Here is a 16,057-nt window from a genome sequence, read left to right as displayed (position 1 = left end):
GATGTCTGCCGCGGCCGGAATAGTAATTAGGGTTGAAGGATAAGTGTAACGCAGACGCCGGGGGTTGAGCCGATGGGTTTTTGCCCTTAATAACAATGACGTGATGGTTTACGCAGAATTTAATATACCCGGATTGACATTGCGGATATCGTAAATGCGTCGTTTATTCGGGATGAGGGTTGAGATGAAGATCTACTGGAGTGGTAAAGATATTCCGGAGCTTGCGGGGCTGCCTGCCAGCGTCGGCCATAAAAATTACAAAGAAGCCCGATCGCGTGCCAACAGCCATGTGGAGACCTGGCTGGGGGGCGTTGTTTATTTGGGTTTGATGGTGGGGCTTTCTGTCGTTTTTGATCGCGTTTTCCCTGGTAAAGGGACATTCGCACACAGTTTTGTGACCATTATTTGCGCGTTGCTGCCCGCCACCTTTATCTGGAATCAAATCACGATTTATGTCATGCGCAAATATTATACGCATATTCTCGTGCGCAGGTCGGCGGCGTGCGGAGAAGTAGAGAAAGCGGCGGAACGGCTGATGGATGAAGCTGATGAGCGTGAGTTTCAGCAATGGCGCGTGCTGCGGCGGTTTGGTCGGTGGGGGCTGTTTATTGTGATGCTGGCGGCTATCTGTAGTCTGGCGACATCGGTGTAGTGATACGGAACCCGGATGGCGGCGCAGGCGCCTGATCCGGGTTACTAAATGCAATTATTTCAAACGGTTGAAACGGCGACTACTCGTAGTTGGCGAAAATTTCAATAATTGCATTCGCCGGGCCGGGCTGCACCGTGCCGGTGGTACGCACATAACGTGCCGCCATATTCACCCAGCCGCCGCCGGCAACGGTGACGCTTCCCACGGCAAAAGGCCCTGCCGCGATATTGTTGCTGATGGTGCTGGCATCGGTGGCCGTGTTCAGCTTGACCGGCTTTGTGGGGTTGCCACTGTTCTGGCTGGCGTAATCACCCCATGCCAGTTGGATACCCACGCCTTGCGCCCCGGTGCCGTCAAGCGCGAAGATACCTTTATCGGTATTAATCACTGTGGTGCGGGGGACGACTTTGATCGTTACGGCCTTATTCTGTGTAGCCGTGGCAATATTAGCGGGGTCCTGATAGGAGCCAAATGCTTTAGGGCAGTTTAGCTGGAAGCTGGCATCCACCCATTGCGTACCGTAACCCTCTGGGGCATTGGTCGGAATATTGCGCTTACCCATCTGCACCGTTTTTGCCGCATTGACAAACTCACAGGTGCCGGAATAGATAGCCGTAGTGATTCGCGGGATAACCTCATTCACAATACACTGATCCCCCGCCCATTTGGTATTACACTTCCCAAAGGTGTCTCCGGCCACAGGGCCAACTGTTTGGTAAACCTCAGGGCCGGTAACCATCACTTGCCCGTAGGGAAGCGTATCGGTTGCCGATGAATACCGCCACAAACGCACGGAGACCCAGGGATCGATATTGATGCCAGTCGCAATATAAGCCTGCGTTAATTTTTGCAATATATTACTGGTGTTTGGCGACCACGGGGGGATCGGCTTTCCATTATTTTGCGAAGAATTATCAGAATCGTTATAGGAGATGCCAATCCCGTCAATATTCGTTTTATAGATTTTGTAACCGGGCTGCTGGCCAACGCAAACTTCGACGGCGCTTTGATTTGTTGCAAGGTAATAAACCGTACTTACATTTGCGTTTGGCAATACGTTGTTCGCTGGCGCCAGTTTTGCATGTATTACTCCGGTAAGCATTGTGCAGTTCGGAATACCAGTGCCTATTGTGGTGTCGGTGGGATAAAGCGTCGCTATATTATTTACCGTACCTGTCACGGTATAACTCACTGTGGCTGCATCAAGTTCCCCGCTGCCTAAAGCCCCGATAATACAGCCCGCCACTATTACTAATCGCATCATGCCTCTCCTTGGTTCTAACACCGTCCTGAAGGGGCACAGTACAATAACTCACCACAGAAAGATATTATATCTTCCCAAGTTACGGATTTGTCGGGTGTTTTTCGCTCAAACGATAAATCACGACAATACGTTTTTCGGCTTGTATTTTTGCGGGTAATAGAAACCCTGACCGGGCGAGGTTGCTCGCGGTCATCAGGGTTTTCCTTCTGTACGGGAAGGCGATGGGATGCATCCGATGATGTGGCGGGTATGATGCATGGACGGTGAGTTATTTTCAATACAAATCAGATTGGCAATCCAATATATGAGGCTTATTTGTTATTGTGCGCAACCGAACCCGGATGGCGGCGCAAGCGCCTGATCCGGGCTATCACAAGCGTGAAGGTGAGCAGGTAGCCCCGGTAAGCGGTAGCGCCACCGGGGAGTTTTTTGCAGGAAGAGGTTAGTGACCAACCAGCAGAGCGGAAAGACGCGCCTGCACATCGACGCAACCGGCCAGCACCAGATTGCCATTGATCAGCCCATTATCGGCGAGAAACGCATTACTGGTGCCGCCTGCTTCAACGATAAGCAGCAGTCCCGCCAGCGCATCCCAGCTATTCATATGCTCCTCATAATAGGCATGCACCTGCCCGGTGGCGACGTGGGCCAGCATCAGCGCCCCGGCACCAAACCGGCGATACTCCATACCTGCATTGATCACACGGGCAATCGTGCGGGTATAGTTTTCCACCGGCGCGCGGCTCGAGCGCCCCATCCCAATAATCACCGTATCCGGATCCGGCTCGCGTAGCGTCAAACGCTGCTCGTTAAGAAACGCTCCCTTACCACGGCGGGCAACGAAAAACTCATCACGATCCGGGGCATAGACAATCCCCAGTTCAATCACGTTATGGCGAACATAAGCCAGCGAAATACACCAGTAATCCATCCCCTGAATATAATTGGTGGTCCCGTCGATAGGGTCGAGCACCCAGGTACCTTGCTCACCCCCTTGCAGACCACTCTCTTCTCCGAGGAAACCATCCTGTGGGCAGTGGCTGTTGAGCCAGCTTTTGACCTCCTTTTCGACAAACAGATCCGCATGAGATACAAAATCCTGGCGGGCCTTTTTATCGACCTGTAACCCCGCGTTACGTAATGCCTGCGCCTGTGCGCCCAACTGGCGAATCAATGCACATAATGACTGCTGCTGTTCTTCCGTCATGGCCTGCTCTTATTGAGATAATGGCGACGTGCGCCGATGAATTAATTGCACATCCACCCATGTCGTGCGCGAAGGCTGTTGCGGATCGTCGGCCCGTTCCAGCAGGCGGGTTAAGGCCTGGCGGGAAATTTCCGCAACATCCTGATGCAGGGTGGTCAGTTGATAACTGTATTGCGCCGTTTGTGGCGTATTGTCAAAACCAATGAGCTGAAAATCGTCCGGGGCGTGTCTGCCGCGCTGGCGCATCCCGTCAAGAAAACCGCAGGCGAGCTGCGCATTGGCACAGAAGATGCCTTCAAGATTCGCATCTGCGCTTAAAGCCGCCTCAACACCCCCGTCGTACCCCTCCGTAGGGGCGATGAGCGCCTGCAGATCGCGCGTGGTATCCACACCGAGTGCCTGCAACGCCTGATAAAACGCATCGCCACGCATCCGCCCGGCCCAGGTGGAGTGAGACGTATTGAGCCAGCCGAAACGTCGGCAGCCATTGCCGACCAGTTGCCCGGCGGCGAGCGTCGCGCCGCAGACATTGTCGGAACAGACATAATCCACAAATGGGATATCCGGCTGACGGTTGATGCCCACCACAGGGATCTGTTGTGAAACGCACTCGTTGACCAGTGATTCCGGCGGTTGCCCGGAGGTGACGATGACCCCGGAGACGCGAAACTGGGCAAAGCGACGCAGCGTGCGGGCCAGATCCTGCTCGCTGCGAATTTCGCTCACCAGTGCCTGAAAACCGCGACGCTGGATCTCGCCAAGCAGAGCGTCAAGCAAACTACTGCGAAACGGATCGCTGATGCGCGAGACCATGACCCCAATCAGATGACTGCGGCGGCGATTCAGCCCCTGGGCGAGGAAATTGACCTGATAGCCGAGCTCCTCTGCCGCGCGCAATACACGCTCACGGGTGTCGGGAGAGATACTGCCGTTATTGCTGAGCGCGCGGGAGACCACCGCCCGCGAGACGCCCGCCCGGTGGGCGACATCCTGCGCGGTCACGCTCTGTTTACGAGGCAGGGCGCTCATGCCGGGCGTTCCTCACCGTCAATCTGGGGCGTATCCAGTGGCAACTGGAGGCCGTCGTGACTGACAAACAGGCCATCCCAGGGCTGACAGGCGGTCTTAAGATCATCGAGTATCGCGTCATAGCAGTGGTAGAGCCCAAAAGCCGGGATAGCCAGTTGCCGGAAAAGCGCCAGACAGGAGGGGAAATCGCCGTGTGAGGCATCGTCGCTGAGCGCGGTCAGTGAAGCACACTCCTGAAAGGCGAGGTCGGCCCCGGCCATTAACGCGATGGACGCCGCCGTCGGGCGACCGTCGCCGCTATAAAACAGCGTCCGCCCGCCATAGGTAATGCGAATGGCGCGGTTGGTCAGTTCATGCCGGGTTTCGGCGGTGCGAATATGCCAGTCGTGCCAGTGCCATGCGTCGGTGGTGTCGCGCCAGTCGAGATCGAAACTCAGGGTGGTCTGCGGCCAGTTAGCCAGCGCCGCCAGTTGCATCAGTACCGGGCGCTGCTGTGGCTGACAATAGATAACCAGCGGTTTCTGGCGCGAGAAGCTTTTCCAGTAGTTCAGCAGAGCCGTCAGCCCGACGCAGTGATCCGGGTGAACATGGGTGAAATAGATAACGTCGATATCGTTGATATCCCCTCCGCGCTGCCAGAGTGCACGGGGAATCGTGGGGCCGCAGTCAATCAACCATTGCCGGTTCGCCTCGTCAATGACCCGCAGCGCAGAGGTATTTTGTTCACGGGAGAAAGCGCTACCGCAGCCAAGAACATCGATTTTCATTTTTCCCTCACCAAAAAATTTTTAGGCTTCTGAGCACTGCCCTGGGCCAAACGGACAAATAAAATAGCCTGATGACCAGAGTCTTAATTAAATTGTCACAAATACCCGACAAAGTAGGCTCACATAATGTCGAGTCAACATTGCATTTTTTTTACATTCGAATGAACACGTGTTCATCGGCTTGAAAAAATAAGCAGCGATTTTTTGGGTAGCGAATATGAGTTATTTACAGATAAGCGGTCTTAAAATTAGCTATGGCGATAAGGTCGTGCTGCATAATATCGATCTGCAGGTCGAAAAAGGGGAAATGATTGCCCTGCTGGGCCCGTCGGGCTGTGGAAAAACCACACTGTTAAATGCGCTGTGCGGTTTTATTCCGGTACAAAGCGGGGAGATTGCCGTTGCCCATCGCGATATTACCCACAGCGCGCCAGAGCAGCGCAATATCACCATGGTGTTTCAGAGCTACGCGTTGTGGCCGCACCTGACGGTGGCGCGCAATATTGGCTACGGGTTAAAGCTGCGCAAATGGCGACGCGACGACATTGACCGTCGGGTTACGGATCTGCTGAACATTGTCAATCTCACCGGTCTTGCGGATGTGAAGGTGACAGAACTTTCCGGCGGCCAGCGCCAGCGTGTCGCTCTGGCGCGTGCCCTGGCGATCGAACCCGACGTGCTGGTGCTTGATGAACCCCTGTCGAACCTCGATGCCAAAGTCCGCCTCAATGTGCGCCATGAAATTAAGGCGCTGCAAAAACGCCTCGGATTCACCTCATTAATTGTTACTCACGATCAGCAGGAAGCGCTGGTAATGGCCGATCGTATTGCGGTGTTAAATAATGGCCGAATCGAACAGATAGGCACCCCGGAGGATATTTATCAGCGTCCGGCAACGCCTTTTGTTGCCGATTTTATGGGGGCCGATAATAAAATTACCGCAAACGAACTCTTTGCCGTGCAGAATATTTCCCTGCGTACCCAGGGGAAATATTCAGCCGACGATTTCCGTGACCGCACTCTTTATTTTCGCAGCGCCGATGCGGCACTCAGTGCATTAAGTACGGGCACCCCAGAAGAGGGATTAACGCTCAATGGCGTTGTCGAGCAAAGTGCGTTTCTTGGCAATTTATATCGCCACAGCGTGCGCTGCCAGGATCGACTGTTACTGGCGGATTCAACACAGTGCTGGCCCGCGCAGTCAACCGTCCGGCTCCACGTCCCGGCACCCGCGTTACATATTTTTCCATCATCACAAGCAAGTTGACATCATCGTGTTCATTTTGGGGATAGACCATGTTTATTAAAACGAAAGCTGCGGTAGTGACTGCATTGTTTTTGAGCTACGGCGCACAGGCCGACACCATCCTGAACGTTGCCACAGCAGGCGATCAGAATATGGTGGATTACGTAAAAACCTGGCTGGGGCCGAAATTTGAAGCGGCGCATCCTGGCGTCAAAGTCCAGGTGGTGGGCACCGGTCCGGGCGATGCCGGTTCGAACAAAATCATCGAGAAACTGACCGCGCAAAAAGAGAGCGACGCGAAAACCTGGGATATTGATGTGGCGGTCGTTCACCAAAAAGCCGGTGGCGAACTGGTGGAAAAGGGGCTGCTTGCGAAATACCGTCAGCAGATCAGCACCGGCAGCATGGTGAGCGCGGATAACGCGAAAAATGCCCTCGGCGTGAATGTCGACGGGTACGTCATGCCGATGTTTTTAAGCCAGACCGCTATCGCATGGAACAGCGAGGCGATCAAAACCCCGCCTGCCTCCTACGATGAATTGGTGAACTGGGCGCAGAAAAACCCGCAGGCCTTTGGCTATAACGGGATCAAGAACGGCATGTCCGGCGTGAGCTTTGTGGTGGGCTGGATGTACGCCTATGGTACGGATGCTCAGCGTCTGTCCGCACTGCCTTACGACAAAGGCGTGGAGAAAAACTGGAGTCAGGCGTTCGAGAAGTTAAAGGCATTCAACAAGAACGTGACCTTTACGCCAGGCAATGCCGGGACGCTCGATATGCTCAGCCGTGGCGAGATCACGATGGGTCCGGTGTGGGTGGATATGTTCTATAGCTGGAAAGATCAGGGCAAACTGCCGCCGTCCATCAAACTGACGCTGCTTTCGCCGGGTATGCCAGGGCAACCGATGTACTACGTCACCCCGGCAAAGGCGGCAAATCCGCAGCTTGCGCGTGAGTTTATCGAGCTGGCAACCAGCCCGGACGTACAGGCGCAAGGCATTGTGAAACAGTTTAACTGGTACCCGGGTATTGATGCCGAACATGTGAAGCCGAAGCTGGATCCGGCGACCTGGCAGAAACTGTTTGCGGAAATCTCGCCGAAAGCGCTGGCGGATTACGGCAAAAGCTTCCCGATTACCCCTTACTTTGACGACATAAAAGAGGGCTATGAAAGCCAGGTCGCCAATTAATCATACCCGTCATCCTTCAAGCTGCAGGTGCGTTGGCTACACGCGTTCACCCGAATCACTTACCGACGTAAGCTCATCGGGATTTACTCGTTTGCCGCCTGCCTGCAACTGGAATTATTGAGGGTATACCGTCAATGTTCAGGCGCGACACGACGTCGCCCTGAGCTTTTTTTCTGACACCAGGTTTTGCTATGCGCCGTTCGTTGAAAAATGTGTTACTGGTCGCGCCTGCCGCGCTGATGATCGCCGTGCTCTTTTTATATCCGCTGGGGTTCTCGCTGGTTGCCGCGTTTACTGACGATGCCCGAAAGCTAACGCTGGCTCATTTCAGTAAAGTCTACGCGCTCTATTCCAGCGATATTGCCTTTACGCTGGTGATTGTGCTGATTTCAGTCGCGCTGCTGGCGGTGATTTCCATCACCCTCTCGGCGGTGATCACCTTGTCACCCTGTCGGCCCATTGTGCGGATGCTGGGGTTTTTGTACCGCCTGCCGCTGTTTATCCCCTTTATTGTGGCCGCGCAGATGATGCGCACTTTTCTGGCGAAAAACGGCCTGATGAACAATGCACTGGTGGCAACCGATCTCTTTACGCCGCTGGAGACCGTCTCCTGGCTGGGCTGGAAAGGGATCATCATCACCTTTGTCTGGAAACAACTGGCGTTCGCCACGCTGCTTATCTGCGGCGCGATGGCGGCGCTGGAGCAGTCACAGATACTGGCCGCCCGAAATCTTGGGGCCTCGCGTCCACGTATTCTGTTCGACATCATCCTGCCGCAGGTATTACCCGCCATCGGCGTGGCGCTGGTGCTCTCCACCGTGACCATGATGTCGGTGCTGTCCGTGCCGCTGATGATCGGTGTGGGGACGCCAACGATGATGACCGTGGATATGGCGTTTCGCGTTAACTCCTACGGTGACTATGCCGTGGCAAACGCGCTTGGCGTGGTGTCGCTACTGATTTGTGGCGCGCTGTCATGGTTCTACCTGCGCCACAGTCTGCAACAGAAGGGAGGCGAATGATGAAAGAGGCAACAATGACATTACCGGGAACATGGCTTACGAAAGGGGGCAGGAAACTGAGCGCCAGCCTGCCTCTGCAAACGCTGCTGTTGCTTTTTATGCTGTTGGCGATGTTTGGCCCGTTATTGAATTTACTTATCTGGACGGTGGCGGAGAGTTGGTTTTTCCCTCATGCGCTGCCCGGTCAGTGGGGGCTGAAATACTGGTATCAGGTGTTCAGCCCCTATAGTGATGTCTCCGGCTCGCTGCTCACCAGCGTGTTTATCGCCGTGTTGTCGGTGGCCGTCTGCCTGCTGATTTCGGTTCCGGCGGGGTATGCGCTCTCACGACGCGGGATGCCGCTGCGGGTGCTGTTTATGCTGCTGTTTTTGATTCCGCAGGCGTTCCCGAACCTGACGGTATATATGAATATCGCCCGGCTGTTCTATCAGTGGGGTCTCAATGGCACGGTAGCCGGCGTGGTGCTGGTGCACAGCGTACACGGCCTGATGTACTCGGTATGGATTTGCGTGGCGGCGTTTTCCGCCGTGGATCCGCTGCTGGCGAGGGCGTCACGGAATCTCGGGGCCGGGCCAGTCTACACCTTCTGGCATATCGTGCTGCCGCAGGCCTCGCCGGGCATTATCGCCGCCAGTATTTTTGTCTTCCTCGAATCGCTCGATGAGTTTACCGGCACCTTTTTCGTTGGCGCGCCGGACATCACCACCTTACCGCTGCTGCTGTATAACGCCAGTATGTCGGGGAACTATCAGGTGTCGTCCATTACCGCCCTGATTTTGCTGGTGCCGTCGCTGCTGTTTATGCTGGTCATTCATAAATTTATGCGCCCGGAGATGTTGTCAAAACTGGGGAAAGGGTAAGCCCGAAATGGCAGGGCGGGAAACGGCCCGTGCCATTGCGCCTTCATCAAATAAATCACTACAATGCAAAATTATTATCGACGACAAATTGAGAATTTATGGAGCGCATCAGTGACATTTCGCTTTTCCTGCGGGTGGTGGATTTAGGCTCCATCAGCGCCGCCGCACGCAGTGAAAATCTCTCTCTGGCGGTGGCCAGCAAGCGAATACAACGCCTGGAGGAGAGCCTGGGGGCCAGGCTCCTCAACCGTACAACCCGGCGTCTTTATCCCACCCCGGAAGGGGAATTGCTGGCATCACAGGGGCGGCCGTTGATTGAGGCGTTAAATGCCCTTGGCGAGAGTTTGCATACCAGCCGCTCCGAAGTGACCGGGACTATCAGAGTCACGATGTCAGCGTCCTTCGGGCGTTTATACATTTCGCCGCTGCTGGCGGAATTTCAGTCGTTACATCCGGACGTCAATTTTGTGGCGCACCTCAGTGATGAAGTGGTCGATCTGGTAAAAGGAGGATACGACCTCGCTATCCGCATCGGCAATCTTAAAGACTCAAGCCTGGTCGCGCGACGGGTCGCGCCAAACCGGCGCGTGCTGGTGGCGTCGCCGTCCTATCTGGCGCGACGCGGTGTGCCGCAGCATCCTGCCGAACTCGAAGCGCATGACGGATTACTGATGACGGACGCCGACGGCAAGCGGGATATCTGGACATTGCTCGCCCCTGGCGAGGGAACGTTTCGGGTAAAAATAAACAGCAAGATCGAGAGCAACTTCGGTGAATTGTTACGTGACGCGGCGGTATATGGACGGGGGATCTCTCTCCAGTCTGTCTGGCATGTTGCCGATGATCTCAAGGCCGGGCGCTTGCAGATTGTCCTGCCTGATTATCCGGTGCAGGAGAGTTTTATTCACGCCGTCACACCCACACGCCTGATGCAGACGCCGCGCATTAAGGCCTTTATTGATTTTCTGCTGGAGAAGTTTGCCGAGCCTGCCCCCTGGGAGCGGTAAGTCGGGAACAGAAACAGAGCCAGGCTGATTTCGGGTAATAACGCGCTAAATTGCCACGTTTGTCTATTTCTCTTTCTGGATAGGGCAGTCATGACCCGTCCAGACACCTTATTATTTTTGTCACCATAAAACCGATAAAAATAAACTGCCGCTCAACATCCCCTTAAGTCAAATTAAAAAACAATGGCGTTAAAACCTACCAAAAATAAGTAAGTCGTTGTTAAGATTAATCTTAGAGTTAATCGTGAAGCGAATCTCTGTTAGAGATGCCATTATTTTTGACGTAAATTTATTCATAAAGATTATGTTACAAATTCTACGAATTTCTTCACAACAAAGGATGTTTGGCTCATGAAGAGTATAAAACCTGGCGTATTACTGACAGCCTTATTTCTGACCGCATGTGGCGGCGGTGGCGGCGGCGGTGGGGGCGATGACAGAGCGCCTGCGCAAACCACGACACCGGTTCAAACCGATAACGGCAATACCAATACCGGCAATACCAATACCGGCAGTACACCTGAAACCCCTTCCCAGGCTCCCGCGAGTCTTGCAACCGGCGGGACCCTTTCTGGTTATACCTACACCACGCCGCAAGGGTTTGCCTATACCATGCGTGGTACGGGGATCTCCGCAGGCTATGTGCAAACCCAGAGACTTGTACGCACGGACGGTACGCCCGTTTCGGCAACATCCTGGTGCTGTGGTCGTATGAGCTACACTACATTCGGTACCTGGACAAGTTTCGAAACTGGTCAACATGATGTTTTCTACACCGGTGATGCGACCGCGGTCGCCAATGTACCGACACAAGGCACGGCAACGTACGTTGGTAACGGCCTGCGTGAGAGCAATCGTAGCGATGCCACCTTCAATATTGATTTTGGCGCCAAAACCATCAACGGAAACATTGCCGCCAGCGATACCTTCGGCAGTGCAGTGACGATGCAGGGCAACATCGCTAACGGTGGTTTCTCCGGCAATGCGCAATCAGGCGGGCAGAACGGGACGTTTGTTGGTCATTTCAACGGCCCGGCAGCACAGGAATTGGGTGGTCTTGCCCAGTTCGCCGACAGCAGCAAAAACGCCTCCTTTGGTGCAACACGCCAGTAAATGTGTTTCCGGCCAGCCCGCCTGGCCGGTGATTTCCTGATGGTAAGTAATTTATGAATGTCTTGCGTATTGGGGCACTGAGTGTGCTTTGCCCATTTGGTGCCGCCTTTGCCGCACCGCCAGAAACGAACGCTATTCCCGCCGCTCCCCATTTTGAACGTCTGACGACACCGGATACCTCCACACCATCCCGTGGAAAGACGCGGCATGTGACAAACGTTCAACTGGCTGAACAGCCCGCGCTGGCGATGGCGTTGCTCGATCAGGCCGTGCGGGACGGGCAATGGCAGGTAGTCAGCGCGATTTTGCCGGTTTACGAGGCATCGCCAAACCCGGATAACACGCTGATTCACTTCGCAAAAGCGGGGCTTGCCCGCAGTCAGGGCAATTATGCTCAGGCCATTGACCATTACCGTGCCATTCTCAGCCTGCACCCTGAATTTGCCGCGGTGCGGCTCGATCTGGCTCGCGCGATGTTTGAAAATCATCAGTATGATGCGGCGGAATATCAATTTCGTCGGGTACTGCAAAGCAGCCCACCGGATAATATTCAACGTGTTATTGCGCAATATCTTGAACGCATTCAGAAAGGCAACGCGCTAACGGGGACGTTGAGTGTCAGCTATCTCAACGACAGTAACGTGAACAATGCGTCTTCAGGCAAAACGATCCGCGTTGGCGACCGTCTGTTTATCCGTAATAAAGACAGCTTCCCGCAACGGGGAGAGGGGCTGTGGTTTAGCGGTGCGATGCAAAAGGATGTGCAGCTTTATGATCAACACGGGCTGCGCTTTCTGGCTACCGTGAACGGGAAAAGCTATTGGAATAACCACAAGTTTGATGACATCACCAGCCGTCTCTATGCCGGATATCAGTGGCGCGATTTCCGCCAGCAGTTTGCGCTGCTGCCCTTTTATGAAAAACGCTGGTACGGCACCGAGAATTACTCCTCTGGTCCGGGCGTGCGTGCAGAGTACAGCTATCTGTTGTCGCCCACCTGGCAGGTGAGTCAGGCGCTTGAGTATCAGAAATTGTCTTACGATGATGATGCTTACCGTTTTCTTCGCGGCTATAACCGTTACACATCAACGACGTTATCCCATGCATTAAGTAGCCGGGTTTCCACCTATGCGGGCATCGATTTTCTCGATCAGCAAACTTTTGTTAAAAGCGAGTCCAGTCACCGGGTGGCCATACGTGGAGGAATACAGGTGGATTTACCCTGGCAGATCTCGTTTTCTGCCGGTTCAGCGTTTGCGCGCCGGGACTACCAGGCCGACAGCGAAATCTTTGCTACCCGCCGTAAAGATAGCGAACAGATCTATAACCTCTCGGTCTGGCATCGCGATCTCTATTTCTTTGGGGTGATGCCGAAACTGAATTTCAGCTATAAGCATGTGGACAGTAATATCGACTTTTATGACTATCGCCAGCGAAATGTGACGTTGTCACTTGATAAAAATTTCTGAATATCTACACGTTAAACGGTAATAGCGGCCACATCATCGATTGCACCGATGTCGCCACAGGTTCTGCAATCGGCTTAACAGGTACATTGTTCTCTCCCCGGTAAGCGCCGGGGAACCGGCCCCGTGTTTTTCACCGTCACGGTGAGAAGGTGAGTTTTACAATACCTGGCCGGTAAAAAATAATGTCGCGCCCATACTGGCAATAACAGCATGCTTTTTATTAGCGATTGGCTAATCCCATAATCTCGAAATTTTGTGATGTGTGTCGGTAATACAGAAAATGATTTCCACCCTATACAATGATTGCCCCCTGATATGTCGCAACATTCCTATTTCAGTAAAGCGTTAGCAAAGAAGCCCACGATTTCAGGTGCTGAAACGTGTAATTCATGAGTCCCGGAATGAATAATCCTCTGGAGTGCATAGCCACCGGTAATGCCATCATCACCATGACCTGTACAGACTGACTGCATCCCTGGCCTGTCTGGGGTTTGAGGCGGTTGGCGTTATTTCTATTGTGGCGTAATAATATTTTTTTATTTTCTTATGGCAAAATTAAAATAGTGAGGCTAACGTTTGTAAGCATTTTTATTTATTTTATTGATTGTCATAGTTTGCATTTTAATAAATAAAAATAGGAGAAAAGTATGATATTTTTTTATTTCGTCATGCATTTGTAGGTCTGGTGTATTTATTAATTTTCGTCATATTGCGGCAATAAATTAATGAAATGCTCACTTTCGATATAAAGGTGCAGGGATGGTTATGGTTACTCTTCATCGGCGTGTTAATTCAGTGAAACGGTTTAAATCAGGAACCTGCTTATTTGCGGTGAGCATGATGTTGCCATTTTTCGCCTATGGCGCGAACCCTGCCTACGATGAGCTGATTATTCAGGCACGAAAAGGGGATCGCCAGCCGCTGCTAACGTATCTCAATGCCCGTGAGCAAACTGCGCCGCTGACGCCAGAGCAAGTTGCCGACTGGCTACAGGTATCCGCTTGGGCAGATAACGATGCACAGACGCTGGAAGTATGGGGCCGCTATCAGGACAAAATGGTCATTCCGGTCCGCGGACAAATCGCCGTGGCACGCGCTCTGCGCAATCTGAAAAAGTGGGATGAATCACTGAATGTCTGGGAGCGCGTTTTGCGTGAGGAGCCCGACAACAACGACGCGCGAACCGGATGGATAATGACCCTCGCCGATGCCCGGCGTAACGAAGAGGCCATTACCGCCGCACAGCAGTGGGCAGAGCAGTCTCCTGGGCCGGAACGCGATGCGCTGCTGGCTTATGTTTACAAGGCGCAGGGTAAAAACTGGGATGCGTTACTCGCCGCGACCCGCGTTGATGCGGATTCACCGGCAAGCAAAAATGTGGTGCCGACACTGTTGTCCGCTATGACGGCTAACCGGATAGCCGGCCCCGCGCTGTCGCTTTACGAGCGCAACCCGCAGTCCGATGCGATCACCCGCCAGCTTGAACTCGATGCCGCCGCCCAGACAGTACGCGCGGCGTTTACGCCCGCCCGCAACGAAGAAGAGCGCTATCTGGTGGCCGATCAAGCGCTTGCCCGCTATGACGCCTTCATCGCTGCCTGGAAAGATAATCCCGAGGCGCAAAAGGATGTGCGGCGCGCCAGAATCGACAGACTGGGTGCCCTGGTGATTCGCAAACGCAGTGCTGAGGTCATTGCCGAATATGAAGCGCTGGAGGCCGATGGACAACACGTCCCCAATTATGCCCGGCGCTGGGTTGCCTCTGCCTGGCTTGCCGAGCGACAGCCTGATAAAGCGGAATCAATGCTGGAAGCGGTTTTCTACCCGCATGGCCCTGTCGCGGTGATGCCGCTCACCATGGATGACCAGCAAGACCTTTTCTATGCACGTCTCGACAATAATCACTTCGATAAAGCAAAGCAGCAACTGGACACCTACATCAGTAAAAGCCCTTACTTCATCTATTTCGAGGGTTCACCCACACCGCAACCTAACGATAACTGGCTGCTCGGTCAGTCATTGCTTATCGACTATTTCACGGCAACCAATGACTTAGCTGCCGCACAAAAACAAGCGCAAACGCTGGTGAGCAAGGCTGCGGGTAATCAGGATCTGCGTATTGCTTTAGCGTCGGTCTTGCTGGCGCGGGGCCTCCCGCACGCAGCAGAACGCGAACTTAAGCTTGCTGAGGTCATTGAACCCACCAACCTGGCGCTGGAGAGACAGCAGGCCTCGACGGCGCTGGAATTGCAGGAGTGGCGGCAGGCCAATGAACTGACCAGTGATGTGGTCGCACGCAGTCCCGATGATTTCGCCACCCGTCAGCTCGAACGCCTGCTGGCGGTACACAATAAAGCGGAGCTGCGTATCAGCGGCACGCAGGGGATTTCGTCGGACAGCCCCATTAGCGGCAAACATGATTTTACCCTGAACACCGCTCTCTACAGCCCGCCCATAAACGATAACTGGCGACTCTTTGCGGGCTATAACTTTGCCAGCGGTGAGTTTGAAGAAGGCAAGGGGATTAACCGCGATATTGGCGCCGGTGCGGAGTGGACCTCACGGGATAACTGGGCCGAACTGGAAGTGTCCGGGCATAACTACGGCGACGGGCAGAAAGTCGGTGGACGCCTGTCTGCCTGGCACGATTTTAATGACAACTGGCGGGTGGGTGGTTCGGCGGAGCGGTTATCGCGTAATACGCCGCTGCGTGCGTTACGCAATGGCGTAAGTTCCAACGGCGGCGACCTTTGGCTGCGTTGGTATCACAATGAACGTCGCGAATACCATTTTTCACTGGCGGGCGCCCATTTTACGGATGGCAATGATCGCCTGGAGTACGGCATCAGCGGCAAAGAGCGGCTGTGGACCCGGCCGCGTTTTACGCTGGATTTCATCCCCGCCATCAACGGTAGCCACAACAGCAAAGACAATGCGCCTTATTACAACCCCAAACGTGACGTTTCAGCCGTTGCGGGCCTGCGCGCGGAGCACGTGATGTATCACCATTACGATACCGTCTGGAAACAGCAGTTTATCGTGGGCGCGGGGGGCTACTGGCAACAAGGACACAATAGCGGTGCCATTACTCAGCTTGGCTACGGGCAGCGCATTCAATGGAATAACGTAGTGGATGCCGGGGTGACGCTCTCCTGGGACAAACGTCCTTACGATGGCAAGCGTGAGCGAAATATCGCCCTCGCTTTTGATCTGAATGTCAGATTTTAAGGA

14 protein-coding genes are annotated in these 16,057 nt (G+C 53.9%); 10 read left to right on the top strand and 4 right to left on the bottom strand.

What is annotated here, in order from left to right:
- The first annotated feature begins 184 nt into the window (after positions 1-184).
- A complete protein-coding gene (locus C5523_RS27710; RefSeq protein WP_223878699.1) occupies positions 185-652 on the top strand; it encodes a hypothetical protein in 468 nt (155 codons plus the stop codon).
- Between the two features lie 79 nt (positions 653-731).
- On the opposite strand, the gene C5523_RS15075 is transcribed toward C5523_RS27710, so the two are convergent.
- The gene (locus tag C5523_RS15075; RefSeq protein ID WP_155525399.1) at positions 732-1,916 is read right to left on the bottom strand and encodes a fimbrial protein; all 1,185 of its coding nucleotides are present in this window, start codon (positions 1,914-1,916) and stop codon (positions 732-734) included.
- Between the two features lie 323 nt (positions 1,917-2,239).
- On the opposite strand from C5523_RS15075, the gene C5523_RS27885 reads away from it, so the two are divergent.
- Positions 2,240-2,362: a hypothetical protein gene (locus C5523_RS27885; protein ID WP_255423149.1), complete on the top strand. Its 123-nt coding sequence runs from the start codon at positions 2,240-2,242 to the stop codon at positions 2,360-2,362.
- Here C5523_RS27885 and C5523_RS15070 read toward each other — a convergent pair.
- The 3 genes from C5523_RS15070 to C5523_RS15060 are packed head-to-tail and all read right to left on the bottom strand — an operon-like array spanning position 2,359 to position 4,919.
- Positions 2,359-3,123 (bottom strand): inositol monophosphatase, encoded by a 765-nt coding sequence (locus C5523_RS15070; RefSeq protein ID WP_039079279.1) that lies wholly within the window; start codon positions 3,121-3,123, stop codon positions 2,359-2,361. The genes C5523_RS27885 and C5523_RS15070 overlap by 4 nt on opposite strands.
- 9 nt (positions 3,124-3,132) lie before the next feature.
- A complete protein-coding gene (locus tag C5523_RS15065; protein ID WP_039079278.1) occupies positions 3,133-4,152 on the bottom strand; it encodes a LacI family DNA-binding transcriptional regulator in 1,020 nt (339 codons plus the stop codon).
- Positions 4,149-4,919 carry an MBL fold metallo-hydrolase gene (locus C5523_RS15060; protein ID WP_108701421.1) on the bottom strand — a complete coding sequence of 257 codons (771 nt, stop codon included), beginning with the start codon at positions 4,917-4,919 and terminating at the stop codon, positions 4,149-4,151. Before C5523_RS15060 ends, C5523_RS15065 begins: the two co-directional genes overlap by 4 nt.
- Positions 4,920-5,136: 217 nt before the next feature.
- Between C5523_RS15060 and C5523_RS15055 the strand changes: the two genes are divergently transcribed.
- The 8 genes from C5523_RS15055 (at position 5,137) to pgaA (ending at position 16,054) form a co-directional block, all read left to right on the top strand.
- On the top strand, positions 5,137-6,186 hold the full coding sequence (locus C5523_RS15055; protein WP_108701420.1) for an ABC transporter ATP-binding protein: 1,050 nt from the start codon (positions 5,137-5,139) through the stop codon (positions 6,184-6,186).
- Positions 6,187-6,215: 29 nt separating this feature from the next.
- Complete coding sequence (locus C5523_RS15050) at positions 6,216-7,355, top strand: extracellular solute-binding protein (protein WP_039079275.1); 1,140 nt, start codon at positions 6,216-6,218, stop codon at positions 7,353-7,355.
- Positions 7,356-7,546: 191 nt separating this feature from the next.
- A complete protein-coding gene (locus C5523_RS15040; protein ID WP_071194900.1) occupies positions 7,547-8,377 on the top strand; it encodes an ABC transporter permease in 831 nt (276 codons plus the stop codon).
- Positions 8,377-9,237, top strand: a complete 861-nt coding sequence (locus C5523_RS15035; RefSeq protein WP_172960926.1) for an ABC transporter permease — start codon at positions 8,377-8,379, stop codon at positions 9,235-9,237. The genes C5523_RS15040 and C5523_RS15035 overlap by 1 nt, the downstream gene beginning before the upstream one ends.
- Positions 9,238-9,335: 98 nt before the next feature.
- Positions 9,336-10,244 carry a LysR family transcriptional regulator gene (locus C5523_RS15030; RefSeq protein WP_108701419.1) on the top strand — a complete coding sequence of 303 codons (909 nt, stop codon included), beginning with the start codon at positions 9,336-9,338 and terminating at the stop codon, positions 10,242-10,244.
- Between the two features lie 351 nt (positions 10,245-10,595).
- Positions 10,596-11,357, top strand: a complete 762-nt coding sequence (locus C5523_RS15025; RefSeq protein ID WP_107223278.1) for a Slam-dependent surface lipoprotein — start codon at positions 10,596-10,598, stop codon at positions 11,355-11,357.
- A 53-nt stretch (positions 11,358-11,410) separates the two neighbouring features.
- Positions 11,411-12,826 carry a porin family protein gene (locus C5523_RS15020; protein ID WP_107223277.1) on the top strand — a complete coding sequence of 472 codons (1,416 nt, stop codon included), beginning with the start codon at positions 11,411-11,413 and terminating at the stop codon, positions 12,824-12,826.
- Between the two features lie 765 nt (positions 12,827-13,591).
- Positions 13,592-16,054 (top strand): poly-beta-1,6 N-acetyl-D-glucosamine export porin PgaA, encoded by a 2,463-nt coding sequence (gene pgaA, locus C5523_RS15015; RefSeq protein ID WP_108702329.1) that lies wholly within the window; start codon positions 13,592-13,594, stop codon positions 16,052-16,054.
- The last annotated feature ends 3 nt before the right edge of the window (positions 16,055-16,057 follow it).

Source organism: Phytobacter sp. SCO41 (genome assembly GCF_003073275.1).
Taxonomy (GTDB): domain Bacteria; phylum Pseudomonadota; class Gammaproteobacteria; order Enterobacterales; family Enterobacteriaceae; genus Phytobacter; species Phytobacter diazotrophicus.
Note: the sequence above shows the minus strand (reverse complement) of the source record. Positions and strands in the feature narration are given on the sequence as shown.

Bases quoted from the DNA above. Each gene is read 5' to 3' on its own strand.
- C5523_RS27710 (WP_223878699.1), top strand. From the start codon at position 185: ATGAAGATCTACTGGAGTGGTAAAGATATTCCGGAGCTTGCGGGGCTG.
- C5523_RS15075 (WP_155525399.1), bottom strand. From the start codon at position 1,916: ATGATGCGATTAGTAATAGTGGCGGGCTGTATTATCGGGGCTTTAGGC.
- C5523_RS15070 (WP_039079279.1), bottom strand. From the start codon at position 3,123: ATGACGGAAGAACAGCAGCAGTCATTATGTGCATTGATTCGCCAGTTG.
- C5523_RS15065 (WP_039079278.1), bottom strand. From the start codon at position 4,152: ATGAGCGCCCTGCCTCGTAAACAGAGCGTGACCGCGCAGGATGTCGCC.
- C5523_RS15060 (WP_108701421.1), bottom strand. From the start codon at position 4,919: ATGAAAATCGATGTTCTTGGCTGCGGTAGCGCTTTCTCCCGTGAACAA.
- C5523_RS15055 (WP_108701420.1), top strand. From the start codon at position 5,137: ATGAGTTATTTACAGATAAGCGGTCTTAAAATTAGCTATGGCGATAAG.
- C5523_RS15050 (WP_039079275.1), top strand. From the start codon at position 6,216: ATGTTTATTAAAACGAAAGCTGCGGTAGTGACTGCATTGTTTTTGAGC.
- C5523_RS15040 (WP_071194900.1), top strand. From the start codon at position 7,547: ATGCGCCGTTCGTTGAAAAATGTGTTACTGGTCGCGCCTGCCGCGCTG.
- C5523_RS15035 (WP_172960926.1), top strand. From the start codon at position 8,377: ATGAAAGAGGCAACAATGACATTACCGGGAACATGGCTTACGAAAGGG.
- C5523_RS15030 (WP_108701419.1), top strand. From the start codon at position 9,336: ATGGAGCGCATCAGTGACATTTCGCTTTTCCTGCGGGTGGTGGATTTA.
- C5523_RS15025 (WP_107223278.1), top strand. From the start codon at position 10,596: ATGAAGAGTATAAAACCTGGCGTATTACTGACAGCCTTATTTCTGACC.
- C5523_RS15020 (WP_107223277.1), top strand. From the start codon at position 11,411: ATGAATGTCTTGCGTATTGGGGCACTGAGTGTGCTTTGCCCATTTGGT.
- pgaA (WP_108702329.1), top strand. From the start codon at position 13,592: ATGGTTACTCTTCATCGGCGTGTTAATTCAGTGAAACGGTTTAAATCA.